General features: G+C 75.1%; 18 protein-coding genes. 13 read left to right on the forward strand and 5 right to left on the reverse strand.

Annotation, left to right across the window (positions count from 1 at the left end):
• Positions 1-44 precede the first annotated feature (44 nt).
• Positions 45-1130 carry an S-(hydroxymethyl)mycothiol dehydrogenase gene (locus ACI79T_RS02275; RefSeq protein ID WP_456608424.1) on the forward strand — a complete coding sequence of 362 codons (1086 nt, stop codon included), beginning with the start codon at positions 45-47 and terminating at the stop codon, positions 1128-1130.
• On the forward strand, positions 1130-1738 hold the full coding sequence (locus ACI79T_RS02280) for an MBL fold metallo-hydrolase (protein WP_456608425.1): 609 nt from the start codon (positions 1130-1132) through the stop codon (positions 1736-1738). The genes ACI79T_RS02275 and ACI79T_RS02280 overlap by 1 nt, the downstream gene beginning before the upstream one ends.
• Positions 1739-1766: 28 nt before the next feature.
• Here the strand turns inward: ACI79T_RS02280 and ACI79T_RS02285 are convergent, their stop codons facing one another.
• Positions 1767-2075, reverse strand: a complete 309-nt coding sequence (locus ACI79T_RS02285; protein WP_456608426.1) for a hypothetical protein — start codon at positions 2073-2075, stop codon at positions 1767-1769.
• A gap of 203 nt (positions 2076-2278) precedes the next feature.
• Between ACI79T_RS02285 and purF the strand changes: the two genes are divergently transcribed.
• Positions 2279-3817 (forward strand): amidophosphoribosyltransferase, encoded by a 1539-nt coding sequence (purF, locus tag ACI79T_RS02290; protein WP_456608427.1) that lies wholly within the window; start codon positions 2279-2281, stop codon positions 3815-3817.
• Entirely contained in the window at positions 3814-4875 is a 1062-nt protein-coding gene (gene purM, locus ACI79T_RS02295) for a phosphoribosylformylglycinamidine cyclo-ligase (RefSeq protein ID WP_456608428.1), read from the forward strand. Before purF ends, purM begins: the two co-directional genes overlap by 4 nt.
• 147 nt (positions 4876-5022) lie before the next feature.
• Here purM and ACI79T_RS02300 read toward each other — a convergent pair whose 3' ends face one another.
• Together ACI79T_RS02300 and ACI79T_RS02305 are read right to left on the reverse strand one after the other, a co-directional pair.
• Complete coding sequence (locus ACI79T_RS02300; RefSeq protein ID WP_456608429.1) at positions 5023-5247, reverse strand: DUF3073 domain-containing protein; 225 nt, start codon at positions 5245-5247, stop codon at positions 5023-5025.
• A gap of 162 nt (positions 5248-5409) precedes the next feature.
• A complete protein-coding gene (locus tag ACI79T_RS02305) occupies positions 5410-6474 on the reverse strand; it encodes a Glu/Leu/Phe/Val family dehydrogenase (protein ID WP_456608430.1) in 1065 nt (354 codons plus the stop codon).
• Between the two features lie 157 nt (positions 6475-6631).
• Here ACI79T_RS02305 and ACI79T_RS02310 point away from each other — a divergent pair, with 157 nt between their 5' ends.
• The 4 genes from ACI79T_RS02310 (at position 6632) to ACI79T_RS02325 (ending at position 11054) form a co-directional block, all read left to right on the forward strand.
• Positions 6632-7618 (forward strand): sugar ABC transporter substrate-binding protein, encoded by a 987-nt coding sequence (locus ACI79T_RS02310; RefSeq protein ID WP_456608431.1) that lies wholly within the window; start codon positions 6632-6634, stop codon positions 7616-7618.
• A gap of 65 nt (positions 7619-7683) precedes the next feature.
• On the forward strand, positions 7684-8673 hold the full coding sequence (locus ACI79T_RS02315) for an ABC transporter permease (RefSeq protein ID WP_456608432.1): 990 nt from the start codon (positions 7684-7686) through the stop codon (positions 8671-8673).
• A complete protein-coding gene (locus ACI79T_RS02320; protein ID WP_456608433.1) occupies positions 8670-9470 on the forward strand; it encodes an ATP-binding cassette domain-containing protein in 801 nt (266 codons plus the stop codon). Before ACI79T_RS02315 ends, ACI79T_RS02320 begins: the two co-directional genes overlap by 4 nt.
• 183 nt (positions 9471-9653) lie before the next feature.
• Complete coding sequence (locus ACI79T_RS02325) at positions 9654-11054, forward strand: M23 family metallopeptidase (RefSeq protein ID WP_456608434.1); 1401 nt, start codon at positions 9654-9656, stop codon at positions 11052-11054.
• A gap of 76 nt (positions 11055-11130) precedes the next feature.
• Here the strand turns inward: ACI79T_RS02325 and ACI79T_RS02330 are convergent, their stop codons facing one another.
• On the reverse strand, positions 11131-11679 hold the full coding sequence (locus ACI79T_RS02330) for a hypothetical protein (RefSeq protein ID WP_456608435.1): 549 nt from the start codon (positions 11677-11679) through the stop codon (positions 11131-11133).
• A gap of 58 nt (positions 11680-11737) precedes the next feature.
• Here ACI79T_RS02330 and ACI79T_RS02335 point away from each other — a divergent pair, with 58 nt between their 5' ends.
• The 3 genes from ACI79T_RS02335 to mftG are packed head-to-tail and all read left to right on the forward strand — an operon-like array spanning position 11738 to position 15445.
• On the forward strand, positions 11738-12607 hold the full coding sequence (locus ACI79T_RS02335) for an MBL fold metallo-hydrolase (RefSeq protein WP_456608436.1): 870 nt from the start codon (positions 11738-11740) through the stop codon (positions 12605-12607).
• Positions 12604-13923, forward strand: coding sequence for a class I adenylate-forming enzyme family protein (locus ACI79T_RS02340; protein ID WP_456608437.1), 1320 nt, complete (start codon positions 12604-12606; stop codon positions 13921-13923). The genes ACI79T_RS02335 and ACI79T_RS02340 overlap by 4 nt, the downstream gene beginning before the upstream one ends.
• Complete coding sequence (gene mftG, locus ACI79T_RS02345) at positions 13916-15445, forward strand: mycofactocin dehydrogenase MftG (protein ID WP_456608438.1); 1530 nt, start codon at positions 13916-13918, stop codon at positions 15443-15445. The genes ACI79T_RS02340 and mftG overlap by 8 nt, the downstream gene beginning before the upstream one ends.
• A 132-nt stretch (positions 15446-15577) precedes the next feature.
• Here mftG and ACI79T_RS02350 read toward each other — a convergent pair whose 3' ends face one another.
• A complete protein-coding gene (locus ACI79T_RS02350; protein ID WP_456608439.1) occupies positions 15578-15796 on the reverse strand; it encodes a hypothetical protein in 219 nt (72 codons plus the stop codon).
• Between the two features lie 230 nt (positions 15797-16026).
• Between ACI79T_RS02350 and ACI79T_RS02355 the strand changes: the two genes are divergently transcribed.
• Positions 16027-16719 carry a phosphodiesterase gene (locus ACI79T_RS02355; RefSeq protein WP_456608440.1) on the forward strand — a complete coding sequence of 231 codons (693 nt, stop codon included), beginning with the start codon at positions 16027-16029 and terminating at the stop codon, positions 16717-16719.
• 169 nt (positions 16720-16888) lie between these two features.
• A complete protein-coding gene (locus tag ACI79T_RS02360; RefSeq protein WP_456608441.1) occupies positions 16889-17926 on the forward strand; it encodes a glycosyltransferase in 1038 nt (345 codons plus the stop codon).
• Positions 17927-17948 lie beyond the last annotated feature (22 nt).

Raw genomic sequence — 17948 nt, forward strand, 5'->3', positions numbered from 1 at the left:
GAGCGGGCCCGGCCGGCTCGCGGTGCGCCCCCTAGGCTGCCGGTATGGCGTACGAGGTGCAGGGCGTCGTGGCCCGCGGCAAGGGACAGCCCGTCACGGTCGAGACCATCGTGGTCCCCGACCCCGGCCCGGGGGAGGCGGTCGTGGACGTGCAGGCCTGCGGGGTCTGCCACACCGACCTGCACTACCGCGAGGGCGGCATCAACGACGACTTCCCGTTCCTGCTCGGCCACGAGGCGGCCGGCGTCGTCGCGGCGGTCGGCGAGGGGGTCACGAACGTCGCCGTCGGTGACTACGTGGTGCTCAACTGGCGCGCGGTGTGCGGCGAGTGCCGCGCCTGCCGCAAGGGCCAGCTGCAGTACTGCTTCAACACCCACAACGCCGCGCAGAAGATGACGCTGGCCGACGGCACGGAGCTCTCCCCGGCGCTGGGCATCGGCGCCTTCGCGGAGAAGACGCTCGTCCACTCCGGTCAGTGCACCAAGGTCGACCCGGCGGCGCCCCCGACCGCTGCCGGTCTGCTCGGCTGCGGCGTGATGGCCGGCGTCGGCGCGGTGATCAACACCGGTGCCGTGCAGCGCGGCGAGACGGTGGCCGTCTTCGGCTGCGGCGGCGTCGGTGACGCCGCGATCGCCGGCGCGAAGCTGGCGGGGGCGACGACGATCATCGCCGTCGACATCGAGGACCGGAAGCTGGAGTGGGCGAAGCAGTTCGGCGCCACCCACACGGTGAACTCGAAGGAGGCCGACGCCGTCGAGGCGATCAAGGCGCTGACCGGCGGCTTCGGTGTCGACGTCGCGATCGACGCCGTCGGCCACCCCGCGGTCTTCGAGCAGGCCTTCTACGCCCGCGACCTCGCCGGTCGCGTCGTCATGGTCGGCGTCCCGACGCCGGGCATGGAGGTCACCCTGCCGGCGATCGAGATCTTCGGCCGCGGCGGCGCGGTCAAGTCCTCCTGGTACGGCGACTGCCTGCCCAGCCGCGACTTCCCGATGCTGGTCGACCTCTACCTGCAGGGCCGCTTCGACCTCGACGCCTTCGTCAGCGAGACCATCGGCCTCGGTGACGTCGAGGAGGCGTTCGAGAAGATGCACAGGGGCGAGGTCCTGCGCTCGGTGGTGGTGTTCTGATGGGGGCGCGCATCGAGAAGGTCGTGATCCCGGGGGTCTTCAGCCTCGACGGCCAGGACTTCGACGTCGAGAACAACGTCTGGCTCGTCGGGGACGACGACGAGGTGCTGGTCATCGACGCCCCGCACGACGCCGCGCCCATCGTCGAGGCGATCGGCGGCCGGAAGGTCACCGCGATCGTGCTGACCCACGGCCACAACGACCACATCACCGCCGCTCCCGCGCTGCGCGAGGCCACCGGTGCACCGATCTGGTTCAACAGCGCCGACCGGATGCTCTGGGACATGACGCACCCGGACACCGCGCCGGACCAGGACCTGCGGGCGGGCACCCGGTTCGACGTCGCCGGCACCCGGCTGGTCGCGCTGCACACGCCGGGTCACTCGCCGGGCAGCACCTGCCTGCACGCGGCGGACCTGCGCACGGTCTTCACCGGCGACACGCTGTTCTGCGGCGGGCCCGGGGCGACGGGGCGGTCGTTCAGCGACCACCCGACGATCGTGAACTCGATCCGGGCCCAGCTGCTCAGCCTGCACGGCGACACGGTCGTGCGGACGGGGCACGGCGACGACACGACGATCGCCGCGGAGCTGTCGAACGTCCGCTGAGGCGGTGACCCGGCCGGGCCCGGTCGGGTCACCGCTCCGGCGGGTCCTCGTGCTGCCTGGGCCGGTCCTGCGACTCCGTGCCCGTGCGCTCGAGCCGCTGGCGGATCGCCGCGACGTTGAGCGCGAGGTCCTCGAGCGCTTCGACGGCCCGCGTGGCGAGGGCGAACGTGAGGTTCTCCCGCTGCTCCTCAGGGCTCGGCTCGGGACGGCGCCGCGCGGCCTCCCGGGTCGCGTCCGCCCACGGCTGGTCGGCGCGGCGCGGCTCGTCGAAGAACTGGCGGAGCATCCGCTGCGCCATGTCGAGGAAGTCGCGCGGATCGGGCCCGTTGCTTGCCATCCCAGGTCTCCAGTCGCTCGTCGCGAGCACGTGGTCCGGCGCGGAGTGGCCGGACGGTGAGCGGGTCAGACGTGAACGCACCGCTGCCTACCCGGGTTCCGCGCCGTGGACACGGCCCGCGTTCCGGTGGGCTCCGGGGAGTGGTGACGCGGCACACCACCTGGGCTCGGGGTCGAGGCCCTGACGCCGGTACGCTCGACCCCGTGCCTCGCGGTGATGGACGGCTGACGCACGACCTCGACCCCCAATCCCCCGGACCTCAGGACGCCTGTGGCGTCTTCGGTGTCTGGGCGCCGGGGGAGGAGGTCGCGAAGCTGACCTATTTCGGTCTGTACGCCCTCCAGCACCGCGGTCAGGAGGCGGCGGGCATCGCGGTGTCCGACGGCGCCTCGGTCGTCGTCTACAAGGACCTCGGGCTGGTCAGCCAGGTCTTCGACGAACCGACCCTCGGCAGCCTGCGCGGCCACCTCGCGGTCGGCCACACCCGGTACTCGACGACCGGGGCGTCGACGTGGGAGAACGCGCAGCCGACGTTCCGCACCACCGAGGCCGGCACCGGGCTGGCGCTGTGCCACAACGGCAACCTGGTCAACACCGCCGAGCTCGCCAGCAAGGCCGCCGACGCCGGGGTGCCGGGCGCCTTCGTGGCGACCAACGACTCCGACCTGGTCACCGCGCTGATCGCGTCCTACCAGGACATCTCGGTCGAGGCGGCGGCGATGGAGGTGCTGCCGCAGCTGCGGGGCGCCTTCTCCATCACGTTCATGGACGAGGACACGCTGTACGCCGCGCGTGACCCGCAGGGCGTCCGCCCGCTGGTGCTGGGCCGGCTGGAGCGCGGCTGGGTCGTGGCCAGCGAGACCGCCGCCCTCGACATCGTCGGCGCCTCCGTGGTCCGTGAGGTCGAGCCCGGTGAGCTGATCGCCATCGACGAGAACGGCCTGCGCAGCCAGCACTTCGCCCCGGCGGACCCCAAGGGCTGCGTCTTCGAGTACGTCTACCTGGCCCGGCCCGACACCACCATCTCCGGGCGCAGCGTGCACGCGGCGCGCGTGGAGATCGGCCGCCGGCTGGCCAAGGAGCACCCCGCCGAGGCCGACCTGGTCATCCCGGTGCCCGAGTCCGGCACCCCGGCGGCGGTCGGCTACGCCGAGGCCTCGGGCATCCCCTACGGGCTGGGCCTGGTCAAGAACTCCTACGTGGGGCGCACCTTCATCCAGCCGAGCCAGACCATCCGGCAGCTGGGTATCCGGCTCAAGCTCAACCCGCTGCGGGACGTCATCCGCGGCAAGCGGCTCGTCGTCGTCGACGACTCGATCGTCCGCGGCAACACGCAGCGGGCGCTGGTCCGGATGCTGCGCGAGGCCGGGGCGGTCGAGGTGCACGTCCGCATCGCGTCGCCGCCGGTCAAGTGGCCCTGCTTCTACGGCATCGACTTCGCCAGCCGGGCCGAGCTGATCGCCAACGGCCTGGACATCGACGGCGTGCGGGCGTCGGTCAACGCCGACTCGCTGGCCTACGTCTCCGAGCAGGGGCTGATCGCGGCCACTGAGCAGCCGGTCAACCGGCTGTGCACCGCCTGCTTCACCGGCGAGTACCCGATCCCGCTGGGCGCTCCTGAGGTGCTGGGCAAGCACGTCCTCGAGGGCATCGGCCAGCGCGCGGTGAGCGGCTGGACCGGCCAGCAGGCGGGCAGCGCGGCGGTGCCAGGCGGGGCCGAGGACGCCCTGAGGCGGCCGTGAGCGAGCCGTTCACCTACGCCGCCTCCGGCGTCGACATCGACGCCGGTGAGCGCGCGGTCACGCTGATGCGGTCCGCGGTGGAGCGGACCAACCGCCCCGAGGTGGTGGGCGGGCTCGGCGGCTTCGCCGGCCTGTTCGCCCTGGACACGCAGAAGTACCGGAAGCCGCTGCTGGCCTCCTCCACCGACGGCGTCGGCACGAAGATCGCGCTCGCCCGGCAGCTCGACCGGCACGACACCGTCGGCATCGACCTGGTCGCGATGGTCGTCGACGACCTGGTGGCCTGCGGTGCCGAGCCGCTGTTCCTCCAGGACTACGTCGCCTGCGGCAAGGTGGTGCCGGAGCGGATCGCCGCGATCGTCACCGGCATCGCCGCCGGGTGCACGCAGGCGGGCGCCGCCCTCGTCGGCGGGGAGACCGCCGAGCACGGCGACCTCATGGACGCCGACGAGTACGACCTGGCGGCCACCGCCGTCGGGGTCGTGGAGGCCGACGCCGTCCTCGGTCCCGAGCGGGTGCGCAGCGGCGACGTCGTCGTGGCGATGGCCTCGTCCGGCTTCCACTCCAACGGCTACTCGCTGGTGCGCCGCGTGGTCGCCGCCGCGGGGCTGGACCTCGCGGCCACCCCCGCCGGCCTGACCCGCCCGCTGGGCGACGAGCTGCTCGAGCCCACCCGCATCTACGCCCTGGACTGCCTGGCGCTGGTCGAGGAGTTCGGGGTCGCGGCGGTGCACGCCTACGCGCACATCACCGGCGGGGGGCTGGCCGGCAACACCGCGCGCGTGGTCCCCGAGGGGCTGCAGGCCGTGCTCGACCGCGGCACCTGGGCGCTGCCGCCTGCGGTGCGGCTGATGGAGGAGCACGGCGTGCCGCGGGCGGAGTCCGAGCGCGCCTTCAACTGCGGCGTGGGCATGGTCGCCGCCGTCGCCCCCGAGCAGGCCGACGCCGCCGTCGCGCTGCTCGCGGCCCGCGGGGTGCCTGCCTGGATCGCCGGCACCGTGCGGGAGCGCCGCGACGACGCTGCCTCGCCCGCGGAGCTGACCGGCGCCTACCGCTGAGCCGACCCCGGGCGCGGCGCGACCACGTCGCCCCGGGCGCGTGGTGCGTGCGCCCGGGGCTCCCGGTCGTCCGTGGGCGGCCCGACACCACGACACCGCTGCCCCGAGGGGCGGCGGTGTCGTGGTGTCAGACGGAGGAACAGCCGGTCAGCGGTTGGCCGCCCAGTCGTCATCGGAGTCGTCGTCCGCCCAACGATCGGCGTACGTGTCGTCCTCGTCCTCGTCGTCGTCCTCCGCCGCGCTGGGCGCGGTGTAGGTCGACGACGAACCGGCCAGTTCGCGCTGAAGCGCGGTGAGGTCGGTGTTGGGTGAGCTGTACTTGAGCTCACGGGCCACGCGTGTCTGCTTGGCCTTCGCTCGGCCGCGCCCCATCGGCTCGACCCCCTCGTTACGGAGTGCGGTGGACCAGCCAAGCGGCTGATGCGGCCCGCGTGGCGACCCCGACTGAGTGACTATGTCTCGGACAACATTACGACACGGATCCGCGACGGGCACACGCCCTCCCCCTCCGGGTGGTGCGCGCGCCGCCGTCGGTCAGCGGGGGAGCCGGATCGTGGCCAGCCGGCCGACCGTCCGGATCCGCTCCTCCGCCAGCCGATCGGCCGCCACGGCGGGGGAGATGCCGTCGGCGTCGGCCAGGGCGAACACCCGCAGCGCGACGCCGAAGATGCCGGACGCCTTCGCCTGGGCGCGGTCGAACGAGAAGCCGTGCCGCTCGTCCTCCACCTGGATGACCCCGCCGGCGTTCACGAGGAAGTCGGGCGCGTAGAGGACACCCCGTTCGCGGAGCCGGTCGGCCATCTCCGGGGTGGCCAGCTGGTTGTTGGCCCCGCCGCAGACGATCCGGCCGGGCAGCGCCGCGACGGTCTCCTCGTCCAGTGCCCCGCCCAGCGCGCACGGCGCGTAGACGTCGTGCGGCGTGCGCACCAGCGCCGCGGTGTCGTCGACCGCCCGCACCTGCGGGTGGCGGGCCCTCAGCCGCTCCACGGCCCCCTGGTCCACGTCGGTGACCACCACGTCGGCGCCGTCGTCGGCCAGGTGGCCGACCAGCCACGAGCCGACCTTGCCCACGCCCGCCACGGCCACCGTGCGCCCGGCGAGCGACGGGGAGCCCCAGCAGTGCTGTGCGGCCGCCCGCATGCCCTGGAAGACCCCGTAGGCGGTCAGCACCGAGGAGTCGCCGCAGCCGCCGTAGGCCTCGGACCGGCCGTGGGCGTACCGGGTCTCCCGGGCGACGACGTCGAGGTCGGCGTTGTAGGTGCCGACGTCGCAGGCGGTGAGGTAGCGCCCGCCCAGCGACTCGACGAAGCGGCCGTAGGCACGCAGCAGGGCCTCGGTCTTGGTGGTGCGCGGATCACCGATGATCACCGCCTTGCCGCCGCCGAGGTCGAGGCCGGCCAGGCTGTTCTTGTACGACATGGCGGCCGACAGGCGCAGCGCATCGGCGACGGCGGCGTCCTCGTCGGCGTAGGGGTAGAAGCGCGTCCCCCCGAGCGCCGGCCCGAGGGCCGTGGAGTGGATCGCGATGATCGCCCGCAACCCCGACTCGGGGTCGCTGCAGAACACGACCTGTTCATGACCGGATGCCAGGACGTCCACGACGCCGAGCGTAGAACGCGCCGCGGCCGTGGTCCGGTCGGAGCGGAGCGGCCGCGTCGGCCCATCCACTGGCGCGGACCTCGGGCGGGAGGGGGCATGATCCTTGGCGGACCGGACGCGCGGGGCCTCGGGCCCCGCGAGCACAGGAGGACTCTCGATGGCCGCACCCAAGCGACTGCTGGCACTGGCCCTGGCCGCGCCCCTGCTCCTCTCCGCGTGCACCACGGACAGCACGAGCGACGGCGACGGCGGCGACGGCGGGTCGGCCGGCGCCGCGGGCGGTGGCGACCTCGCCTTCTCGGTGATCACGCACGGCTCGGCCGGTGATGCGTTCTGGGACGTCGTCCAGAACGGCGCCGAGGCCGCCGGCGAGGACCTCGGGATCGACGTCGACTACCAGAGCGACGGCGACCCGCAGCGGCAGGCGCAGCTGATCGAGGCCGCGGTGAACCAGGACGTGGACGGCCTCGTCGTCTCGATGGCGAACCCCGACGCGCTCCGGCCCGCCATCGAGGAGGCGGTCGAGGCCGGCATCCCGGTCGTCACCATCAACTCCGGTGCGGACCGGTCGACCGAGTTCGGCGCGATCGGGCACGTCGGGCAGGAGGAGCGGGTCGCCGGCCAGGGCGCCGGGCAGCGGCTCGCCGAGGACGGGGCGCAGAACGTGGCCTGCGTCATCCACGAGGCCGGCAACATCGGGCTCGAGCAGCGCTGCGCCGGAGCGGCGGAGGCGCTGGGTGGCGCGGTCACCACCGTGCAGGTGGACATCAACGACCTGCAGGGGGCGCAGTCGACGATCACGTCCCTGCTGCAGAGCGACCCGACGGTCGATGCGGTCCTGGCGCTGAACTCGGCCGTGGCGGCCGTCGCGGTGGAGGCCACCCAGGACGCCGACTCCGACGCGCAGGTGGCCACCTTCGACCTCAACGAGGACGTGATCGAGGGCATCCAGGCCGGCGAGATCGCCTTCGCCGTCGACCAGCAGCAGTACGAGCAGGGCTATCTGCCGGTCGTGATGCTCCAGCTGTACGCCGAGAACCTGAACACGGTCGGCGGCGGCCAGCCCGTGCTCACCGGACCGGCGATCGTCGACGCGGAGAACGTCGACGCGATCGCCGACCTGGCCACGGCCGGCACGCGCTGAGCACCCGGGAGGCCACCGCGCCGGCGGAGCGGCGGGGCGACGAGCGGCTCGGCTCCGCCGGGCCGTTGCGCCGGCTGCTGATCAAGCCGGAGCTCGGCGCGCTGGTCGGCGCCGTCGCCGTGTTCACGTTCTTCGCGGTGCAGTCCGACGTGTTCCGGTCGCCGCGGGGCATCGCCAACTGGCTCGACCCGGCGTCGACGCTGGGGATCATGGCGGTCGCCGTCGCGATGCTCATGATCGGTGGCCACTTCGATCTGTCGGCCGGGGTGATGACCGGGACGACCGCGCTGACGGTCGGCATCGTCGCCGTCGAGTTCCGGCAGCATCTGTGGGTCGCCATCGGCGTCGCACTCGTCGTCGCGCTGGCGATCGGCTTCTTCAACGGCTGGCTGGTCACGCGCACCGGGCTGCCGAGCTTCATCATCACGCTCGGCACCTTCCTGATGCTCCAGGGGCTGAACCTGGGGCTGACCAAGCTGTTCACCGACACGGTCACCGTCGGCGGCATCGACGACGTGCCCGGGTACGCGGCGGCCGAGTGGGTGTTCGCCTCGCGCGTGGACGTCCTCGGAGCGCCGATCCGGGTGGCGGTGCTGTGGTGGCTGCTGTTCACGGCGCTGGCGACCTGGGTCCTGCTGCGCACCCGCTTCGGCAACTGGGTCTTCGCCACCGGCGGCGACGAGGTGGCCGCGCGCAACGTCGGCGTGCCCGCCCGGCGCACCACGATCGCCCTGTTCATGACGACGGCGGCCGCGGCGTGGTTCGTCGGCACCACCCTCGCGGTCCGGCTGACCTCGGTGCAGGCGAACACCGGCATCGGCCAGGAGCTCATCTACATCGTGGCCGCGGTCATCGGCGGGTGCCTGCTCACCGGCGGCTTCGGATCGGCCGTCGGCGCCGCCCTCGGCGCGCTGATCTTCGGGATGACCCAGCTGGGGATCCCGTACCTGCGCTGGGACGCCGACTGGTTCTACTTCTTCCTCGGCGCCATGCTGCTGCTGGCAGTCCTGGCCAACCGGCTGGTCCGCCGCTCCGCCGAGGCGGCCCGGCGATGAGCGCGCCCCGGGACGACGGCCCACCGCTGCTGCAGCTCGTCGACGTCGGCAAGGACTACGGCTCGGTCATCGCCCTCGAGGGCATCAGCGCGACCGTGCGCGCCGGGGAGGTCACCTGCGTGCTGGGGGACAACGGCGCGGGCAAGTCGACCCTGATCAAGATCCTCTCGGGCGTGCACCGGGCGGACCGTGGCCGCGTGCTGCTCGACGGGCGGCCGGCCGGCTTCGGATCACCCCGCGAGGCGCTCGACGCCGGGATCGCCACCGTCTACCAGGACCTGGCGATGATCCCGCTCATGGCGATCTGGCGGAACTTCTTCCTCGGCGCCGAGCCGACCCGCGGGGTGGGGCCCTTCCGCCGGTTCGACGTCGCGCGCGCGAAGGAGACCACCCGGCGCGAGCTGGCCGCGATGGGCATCGACATCCGCGACCCCGACCAGCCCGTCGGCACGCTCTCCGGTGGGGAGCGCCAGTCGGTGGCGATCGCCCGGGCGGTGCACTTCGGCGCCCGGGTGCTGATCCTCGACGAGCCCACCTCGGCGCTCGGCGTCAAGCAGGCCGGCGTGGTCCTGCGCTACGTGGCGCAGGCGCGGGACCGGGGGGTCGGCGTCGTGCTGATCACCCACAACCCGCACCACGCCCACCCCGTCGGCGACCGCTTCCTCGTGCTCAACCGGGGGCGGAGCCTGGGCGAGTTCGCCAAGGCCGACATCAGCCGTGAGGAGCTCACCCGGCTGATGGCCGGCGGCGCGGAGCTGGACGTGCTCAGCCACGAGCTGGAGCGTCCGGGGAACTAGCCGCAGGAGGCGGGTGATGAGGTCACGCGACGGCCAGGTCGACATACCGACTGTGACGAGTCGATCGCCCACCGTTCTTATCGCGGCGCGGCATCTATCCCGCGTGTTGCCTTTGTGACCCCAGGTGACAGTGGGACTGTTCGCGGGCCACACCGCCCACCCTCTTCCCCAGGGAGCGAGCACATGTCCCAGCGCCGTCCGTCCGGACCGGCGACTCCGCGCGCCGGCCACCGCCGGCCCGTCGCGGGCCGCTCTCCCCGCCCCTTCCGCACCGCCCTGATCGGCGTCGTGGCCGGAGCGGCGCTGATGGTGACCGCCGTCCCCGCCGTCGCGGTCCCCGCGCCGCCGCCCAACCCGAGCGACAGCCAGCTCGGCGAGGCCCAGGGGCAGCAGGCGGCCGCGGCCGCCGAGGTCGGCCGGATCGCCGGGCTCGTCGCCGAGGCCGAGTCCGAGCTCGAGCGGGTGGGCATCCAGGCCGAGGCCGCCGGGACCGCCTACCTCATCGCCGAGGAGGAGCTGGCGCTCGCCCAGCAGGCCGCGGACCAGGCCGCCGTCGAACTCCGGATCGCGGGCGAGGCGGTCACTGCGGCCGAGGCGCGGATCGCGGCGTTCTCCCGCGACAGCTACATGAACGGCTCCACGCTGACCGGCTCGGCGGCGCTGCTGGACTCCGAGGGCCCGGGCGAGCTGATCCAGCGCGCCGCGATGCTCGACTACGTGGCCACCAACCAGCTCGACGTCCTCGGCCAGCTGGAGGTGGCGCGGGTGCGCCAGGCCAACGCCGACTCCACCGCCCGCGCCGCCCGCGACGAGCGCGCCGCCGCGGAGGACGTCGCGCAGGCCGCCAAGGAGGCCGCGGACGCCCAGCTCGCCTCCCGGCAGGCCGCCTACGCGGAGATCGAGACGCAGAAGGCGCAGTACGAGGCCCAGCTGCAGGCCGCGCAGATCCACCTGCTGGAGCTCCAGGGAGCGCGCAACGCCTACGAGGAGTGGACCGCGCAGAAGGCGGCCGAGGAGGCCGCGGCCCGCGAGGCCGCCGAGCGCGCCGCGCGCGAGGCCGAGGCGGCGGCCGAGGCGGCCCGCAACGCCGCCAACAACGCCGCCAACAGCGGCGGCAGCAGCAGCGGCGGCGGCAGCAGCGGTGGGAGCAGCAGTGGCGGTGGCGTGAGCAGCTCCGGCTACGTCAAGCCCACGTCCGGCCGGGTGTCCAGCTGCTTCGGCTGGCGCTGGGGCGCCCTGCACGGTGGCGTGGACATCGCCGCCCCCATCGGCACGCCGATCTACGCGGTGACCAGCGGCGTGGTGCGTCGCGCCGGTACGGCCACCGGCTTCGGCTACGCCGTCTACATCGAGGGCGACGACGGCGCGGTGACCGTCTACGGCCACGTCAACCGGTACTTCGTGTCCACCGGTGAGCGGGTCGTCGCGGGCGAGCGGATCGCCGAGGTCGGCAACCGGGGCCAGTCCACCGGGCCGCACCTGCACTTCGAGGTCCACCCGAGCGGTCTGATGTACGGCGGCCAGGTCGACCCGGTGCCGTGGCTGAACGCCCGCGGGATCCGGGTCGGCGGCTGCGGCGGCTGATCGCCGCCACCACGGCGCTGCGGCCCGCCACCCGGGGGATGGGTGGCGGGCCGCAGTCGTGCCGGGGGAGGGGAGCTCAGCTGGACGGAGCGGTCTCCTCGGTGGACATCTCCATGCCGCACTCCTCGACGAGGTAGCTCTGCACGTTCGCGGAGGCCTCGTTCAGCTCCTGCTCGAGCGGAGCCAGCTGCTCCTCCAGGGTGGCCAGCGCGTTCGGATCGGTCAGGTCGATGTCCTGCAGCGTCGAGGCGAACTGCTCGGCGCCGTCGGCGAGCGCGGCCCAGTCGGGGGCCAGCTCGTCGGGCGCCTCGATGGAGCGGATCTCCTCCGCCGCCGCCCGGAAGGCCTGCGGCAGATCGCCCGGGTCGCCCGTGGTGGCGCTGCCGGTGATCCGCTCCTGGATGGTCGACGCCTGCGTGCAGAACTCGGAGTCGGCGCCCGCGGAGCCGCTCTCCGCGGAGCCGGTCTCGTCGGTGCCGGTCTCCTCCGCCGCGGAGGTCTCCGTGGCCGAGGTGTCCTCCGACGCGGTGGTGTCCGCGTCGTCGGAGCCGCTGCAGCCGGCGAGCAGGACGACGGCGGCTGCCGTCGCCGGGAGGACCGCGGAGCGGAAGATGGATCGGCGCATGGCCCGGAGGGTAGTCGCCGGGTGCGCGGTGTGGGGGCTTCGCGGCTAGCGTGCGGTCGTGGCCGTTCCGATCGATCCCCGCGGCGCGTGGGGTCTCCCCGCCCCCGGTGCCCTGCCGCGCACCGCCGAGCTGGAGCCGCTGGTCACCCGCGTGCTGGCCCCCAACCCCTCGCCGATGACCCTCGACGGCACCAACACCTACGTCGTCGGCGCACCGGGCAGCGGGCAGGCGGTGGTGGTGGACCCCGGCCCCGACGACCCGGCGCACCTGGCAGCGGTCGAGGAGGCCCTGGCCGCCCGCGCTGCCCGCTGCGTCGCCGTCCTGGTCACCCACCACCACGGCGACCACGCCGACGCAGCCAGGCCGTGGGGCGCCCGGTTCGGCACCCCCGTGGCGGCCGCCGCGGCGGCCGTCGCCGGCCCCGGAGGACGGGTGCTGGGCCCCGGGGAACAGCTGCACCTGGCCGGGACGTCGGTCGGCGTCGTCGCCACCCCGGGCCACACGGCCGACCACCTGGCCTTCCGGCTGGAGTCCGGCGCGGTGCTCGTCGGCGACCACGTGCTCGGCCGCGGCACCTCGGTGGTCACCCACCCGGAGGGCGACGTCGTCGCGTACCTGGACTCCCTGCGGCGGGTGCACGACCTCGGCCCCAGCGCCCTCTACTGCGGCCACGGCCCCGAGCTGACCGAGGACGCGGGCGCCGTCCTCGACTACTACCTGGCGCACCGGGCGTACCGGGAGCAGCAACTGGTGGACGCGCTCGCCCACGGTGCGGGCAGCGTCGACGAGCTGGTCGCCACCGTCTACGCAGAGGTTCCCCGGGAGGTCTGGCCGGCCGCGGCGCAGTCCACCCGGGCCACGCTGGCCAAGCTCGCCGCCGAGGGGCGGGTCGTGCTGACCGGCGACGGCGGGGTGCGGCCGGCATGAGCGACGTGGGTGTCCCGGTCGTCACCGCCGCCGCCAGCGAGCGCGACCAGCGGCGGGCCGCGGCGGCGCTGGCCGCGGCCGGCCTGCGGGAGGGGGACCGGCTGCTCATGTCGGCGGCCGCCTCGCCGGCGCTGCTCGCCGTCGTGCTGGGCGCGCTGCGCACCGGCATCGTCCCCGTGGTCCTGGACCCCGCGCTGCCCGCCGGGGAGCGGGCGGCCCTGGCCGAGGACGCCGACCCGGCCCTGGATGCCGGAGCCGACCCGCAGCGCCTGCTCGGTGACGCCGAGGCGCCGCTCGCCCCGGTGCCGCTGGCCCGGCCGATGCACTACACGTCCGGCACCACCGGCCGGCGCAAGGGCGTCTGGTCCGGCGTCCTCGCCGACGACGACGCGCGCGCCCTGGCCGGGGAGGAGATCGAGCTGTGGGGCTTCGGCCCGCAGGACCGGCACGTCGTCCTCTCCCCGCTGCACCACAGCGCGCCGCTGCGGTTCGCGATCCACACCCTGCTGGCCGGCGGCGAGGTGCTGCTGCCCGGCCCCTTCGACGCCGCCCGCGTGGCGGAGCTGGTGTCCACCCACCGGCCGACGACGGCGTTCTGCGTGCCCACGCACCTGCAGCGGCTGCTGGCCCGGGACGACGTCGACTGGTCGTCGTTCCGCCGCCTCGTGCACGCGGGGGCACCCTGCCCCGAGCCGCTCAAGCGGGCGGTGCTCGCGGCGTTGCCGGAGGGCAGCGTGTGGGAGTTCTACGGCTCCACGGAGGCCCAGTTCACCGTCTGCTCGCCCGACGACTGGCTGGCGCACCCCGGCAGCGTCGGCCGGGCGCGTCCGGGCCGGCGGCTGGAGACCGACGAGCGCGGCCAGCTCTGGTGCACGGTGCCCCGCTGGGCGCGGTTCGAGTACTGGCGGGCACCGGAGAAGACGGCCGCGGCGTGGCGGGGGGACCGGGTCTCCGTCGGCGACCTGGGCCGGGTGGACGACGACGGGATCGTCTGGCTGGACGGCCGGCGGGAGGACCTGGTGATCTCCGGCGGGGTGAACGTCTACCCCGCGGAGGTGGAGGCGGTGCTCGACGCCCACCCCGGCGTCGTGGAGAGCGCGGTCTTCGGCGTGCCCGACGCCGACTGGGGGCAGCGGGTCGTGGCCGCCTACGTGGGCGAGGCCGGCGTCGAGGACCTGGCTGCCTGGGCGCGCGACCGGCTCGCGCCCGCCAAGCGTCCGAAGTCGCTGCACCCGCTGGCCGACCTGCCCCGCACCTCCACCGGGAAGGTGCGCCGGCTGGACCTGCCGGGGGTGCTCGGTCTCGCGGGTGGCTGAGCACTGGGACGTCGTCGTCGTCGGCGCCGGCACCGCGGGCTGCCCGCTGGCCGCCCGGCTGGCCGACGCCGGCCGGGCCGTGCTGCTCCTGGAGGCCGGGGCGCACCACCCCGATCCCGCCGACGTGCCCGGCGAGCTGCGCGACGCCACCACCCTGCGCGCCGCCGTGCCCGGCCATCCCGCCAACTGGGACCTGCCGGGCCTGCTGCCCGGAGGGCGGACCGTCCGGGTGCCGCGGGGCCGGGCGGCGGGCGGCTCCAGCGCGGTCAACGCCGGGTACTTCGTGCGCCCGACCCCTGCGGACGCCGCCGACTGGGCCGCCGCGGGGAACGACCTGTGGTCCTGGGACCGGCTGCTGCCCGCGCTGTGCCGGCTGGAGAGCGACCGCGACTTCGGGAACCGCCCCGGGCACGGTGCCGACGGCCCGGTCCCGGTGGCCCGTCCGATGGGGGGACCGCCGCTGGCCGAGGCGTTCGCTGCCGCCGCCGAGGAACTGGGGCTGCCGGCCGAGCCGGACAAGAACGCGGGGGGCGCCCCCGGCTACGGCCCGCTGCCGCGCAACGTCGTCGACGGGGTGCGGGTCAGCACGGCGCAGGCCTACCTGGCCCCGCGCCGCGGGCACCCCGGGCTGACCGTGCGCGGGGGCGTCCAGGTCCTCCGGGTCCTGGTCGAGGGCGGCCGCGCGGTGGGCGTGCGCACGACGGCCGGCGACGTCACCTCGGACGAGGTCGTGCTCGCCGCCGGGGCGGTGGGCTCGGCCCACCTGCTGCTGCTCTCCGGCATCGGCCCGGCGGCGGCGTTGCGCTCGGCCGGCATCGACGTCGTCGTCGACGCTCCGGGGGTGGGCCGGAACTGCTCGGACCACCCGCTGGTCTACCTGCCGTTCCTCCCGGTCCCGGGGACGACGGCGGCACCGGGGCGGTCACCGCTGGACGGCGTCCTCCACCTCACGTCCACCGGGGGGGAGATCCCGGGCGATCTCGAGGTGCTGCCGTGGCTGGCCCCGTTCGCGCAGGTGATGACCGGTCGCCCGGCGCCCGCCGGCGAGGCGGTGGAGATCGGTGTGGGGGTGCAGCGCACCGAGGGCGTGGGGCGCCTGGTCCTCGCCGACGGCGATCCGACCCGGCCGCCGGTCGTCGAGTACGGGCACCTGGTGGAGACGGCCGACCGGCGGCGGATGCGGGAAGGGGTCCGCGCCGCCGCACGGCTGCTGCGCACCCGGGCGCTCGCGGCCGTCGGGCGGCCCGCGGACGGCCTGCCGGAGCCGCTGCTCGCCGACGACGCCGCGCTGGACGCCTGGATCGGCGAGCGGCTGACGACCGCGGTGCACCTCTCCGGCACGGCACGGATGGGGCCGGAGGGCGATCCGGCCGCCGTGGTCGACCAGCGGCTGCGGGTGCGCGGCGTGGACGGGCTGCGCGTGGCCGACACCTCGGTGCTCCCGCGGGTGCCGAGCCGGGGGCCGGCCGCCACCGCGGTGCTCGTGGGCGAGCGGGCCGCGGAGTTCATGAGCGGCGGCTGACGCCGCGCGGAGGCTGCGGCACGTCACCCGCAGCATCGAGCCCACCGCCGGAGCGGCGCCACGACCGGGGTGCGACAGCCGGATGGTCCCGGCGGCGCGCTGTCGCAGCCGCCGGGACCCCGGGCTCGGGGATCAGCGGGCGGCGGGGATCTCGCTGGTCGTGGTGGAGGTCAGGGGCGACCACGCGTCGGGGTGCGGGCGGCCGGCGTCGGCGGCCCAGTCCGGCGTGCGCGGGCCGGACTGCGTGCCACGGCTGACGGTGGCCGGGCGGGCGCTGAGGCTCACGATCACGGCCAGCAGCACGAGCAGGCCGACCAGAACACCACCGATGACCAGGAGCGTCGAGAGCATGTACTCAACGTAAGGGCAGGACCCGGTTCTGTCACCGGGCAGAAGTATCCGAAGATCGGTGCCGACATGCGCAGAGTTCGCCGCGCGGTCACTGTCCGGCGGCCATGCGTACCGGCAGCATTCGCCAGGCTCCTCGGCGGCCGGCCGCTCGCCACCGGAGGGAAGAGCTCCTGCATATCCCGCCACCGGGAGCGGGTAGGCAGCCGCCGGTCCAGGGAGCGGAGGGCGTCGTGCGGGATCTGGTGGAGGCCGCCGGGGGACTGGTGGCCGTGCCCCTCGGCGTCGTGGCGCGGTGGCGCCGGGGCCGGCCGATGCACCCCCGGGGCGCCGTGCTCGACGCGGTGCTGGACCGGCACGGCGTGCGCCCGCCGTTCGGTGTCCCGTGGCTCGACGAGGTCCGCAGCGACCGGGTCGTCGTCCGGATGTCCCGGGGCGCCGGCCTGCCGGCACCGCTGCCGGACGTCCTCGGGCTGGCGATCCGGTTGCCGGGCGACGGGGGCTCCCCGGTCGACCTCCTGCTCTCGACCAGCGGCAGCGGACCGCTGACCCGGCGGGTGCCCGTGCCCCGGAGGGACGCGGCGGCCGTCCACGGCTCGATCATGGCCTACCGGACCGGGGCCGGCCCGGTGCGGTTCGCCGCCTTCCCCGAGCGCGCCGGCATCCCGTCCGACCCCGCGCCGCTGGCCGCGGCGGCCGACCACGGCGGGGTCGCCTTCAGGCTGGCGGCCGCGGTCGGCTCGGGGGAGTGGCGGCCGTTCGCCGCGCTCCGCGTCGAGGCCGCGCACCGGCCGCTGGAGCCGGCGGTCCGCTTCGACGCCGTGCGCCACGCGCCGCCGGGCCTGGCGGCCGACGGTCCGCTGGCGCGCTTCCGGGCACCCGCGTACGCCACCGCCCGAGAGGTCGGCCGCCGAGCCGGCCCGTGACGCAACGGACGTGACGGCTCACCCGTTGGAGTCGGTGACGGGTTGGCCGGGGCGAGCGCGGGTAGCAGGCTGGACGACGGGCTCGAGCACCGCGGCCGGTCCCTGAGGATGTCGAGCCGACCCGCGCCGTCGTGGGATCGCCCGACCGTACGAGGAGACACACCCCCGCGTGACCCATGCCGAGCCTCCGCGCCCGGGGCTGCCCACCCTCGCGGGTGCGGGCCTCCGGGTGGCGACGATCCCGCACAGCAACCCCTACGTGGACGCCGTCGTGCCCCCGGGTGCGACCCGCGTCGGGGACGCCACCGAGCCCAGCCCCTGGCTGGACGTCGCGTACCTCGCCGCCCGCGCGGACGAGGTCGACGTGGTGCACCTGCACGCCGGCTACGGGCACCTGGCCACCGCGGACCTCGTCACGTGGACCGAGGAGCTGCAGCGGCTGGGCGTGCCGCTGGTCGTCACCGTCCACCAGCTGCGGGACGCCGACGAGGCCTCCCCGGGTCGGCACGACGCGCACCTCGCCGCGGTGCTGGCCACCGCCGAGGTGGTCCTGACGCTCACGCCGGGCGCGGCCGACGAGATCCTGGACCGGTACGGGCGCACCTCGATCGTCGTGGCGCACCCCTCGATCGCGGTCGCCGACCCCGAGCTGGGCGCCGAGCGCGGCCTCGTCGGGGTGTGCGTCGGCCCGGTCTCGAACGCCGTCCCCGACCCCGCGGGGCTGGTGCGGGCCGCTCTCTCCGGTGCGGTCTCCGGGGGCGGACGGCTGCGCGTCCTGGTCGAGGAGGCGTTCGCCCCTGCGCTGGACCCGGTGATCGCTTCCCTGGCAGACGACGGGCAGCTGGAGCTGGTCCCGTACCCGGACGGCGGCAGGGCCGCTGCGCTGCAGCAGCTGCACGTGGCGGTGCTGCCGGAGCGGTGCGGGACGCACTCGGGCGACGTGGAGATCTGCCGCGACGTCGGCACCCGCGTGGTCGCGCCGAGCTGCGGCTGGTTCGCCGACCAGTGGTCGGAGGTGGTGCCCTACGCCAACGACGAGCACGGGGGCCTGGACCCGGTGTCCCTGACCGCGGCGATCGGTGCGGCCCTGACCCGGCCGATGCCGCGGCCGGCCGACCGCGCGTGGCGGGAGCAGCAGCGGGCGGCTGTGCGAGAGGTTCACGCGGAGGTCTACGCGCAGGTGGCCGCGGACCGCAGCTGGGCCTGAGACGACGACGGGCCCGGCGCGA

The sequence above is a fragment of the Blastococcus sp. SYSU DS0619 genome (assembly GCF_054051035.1).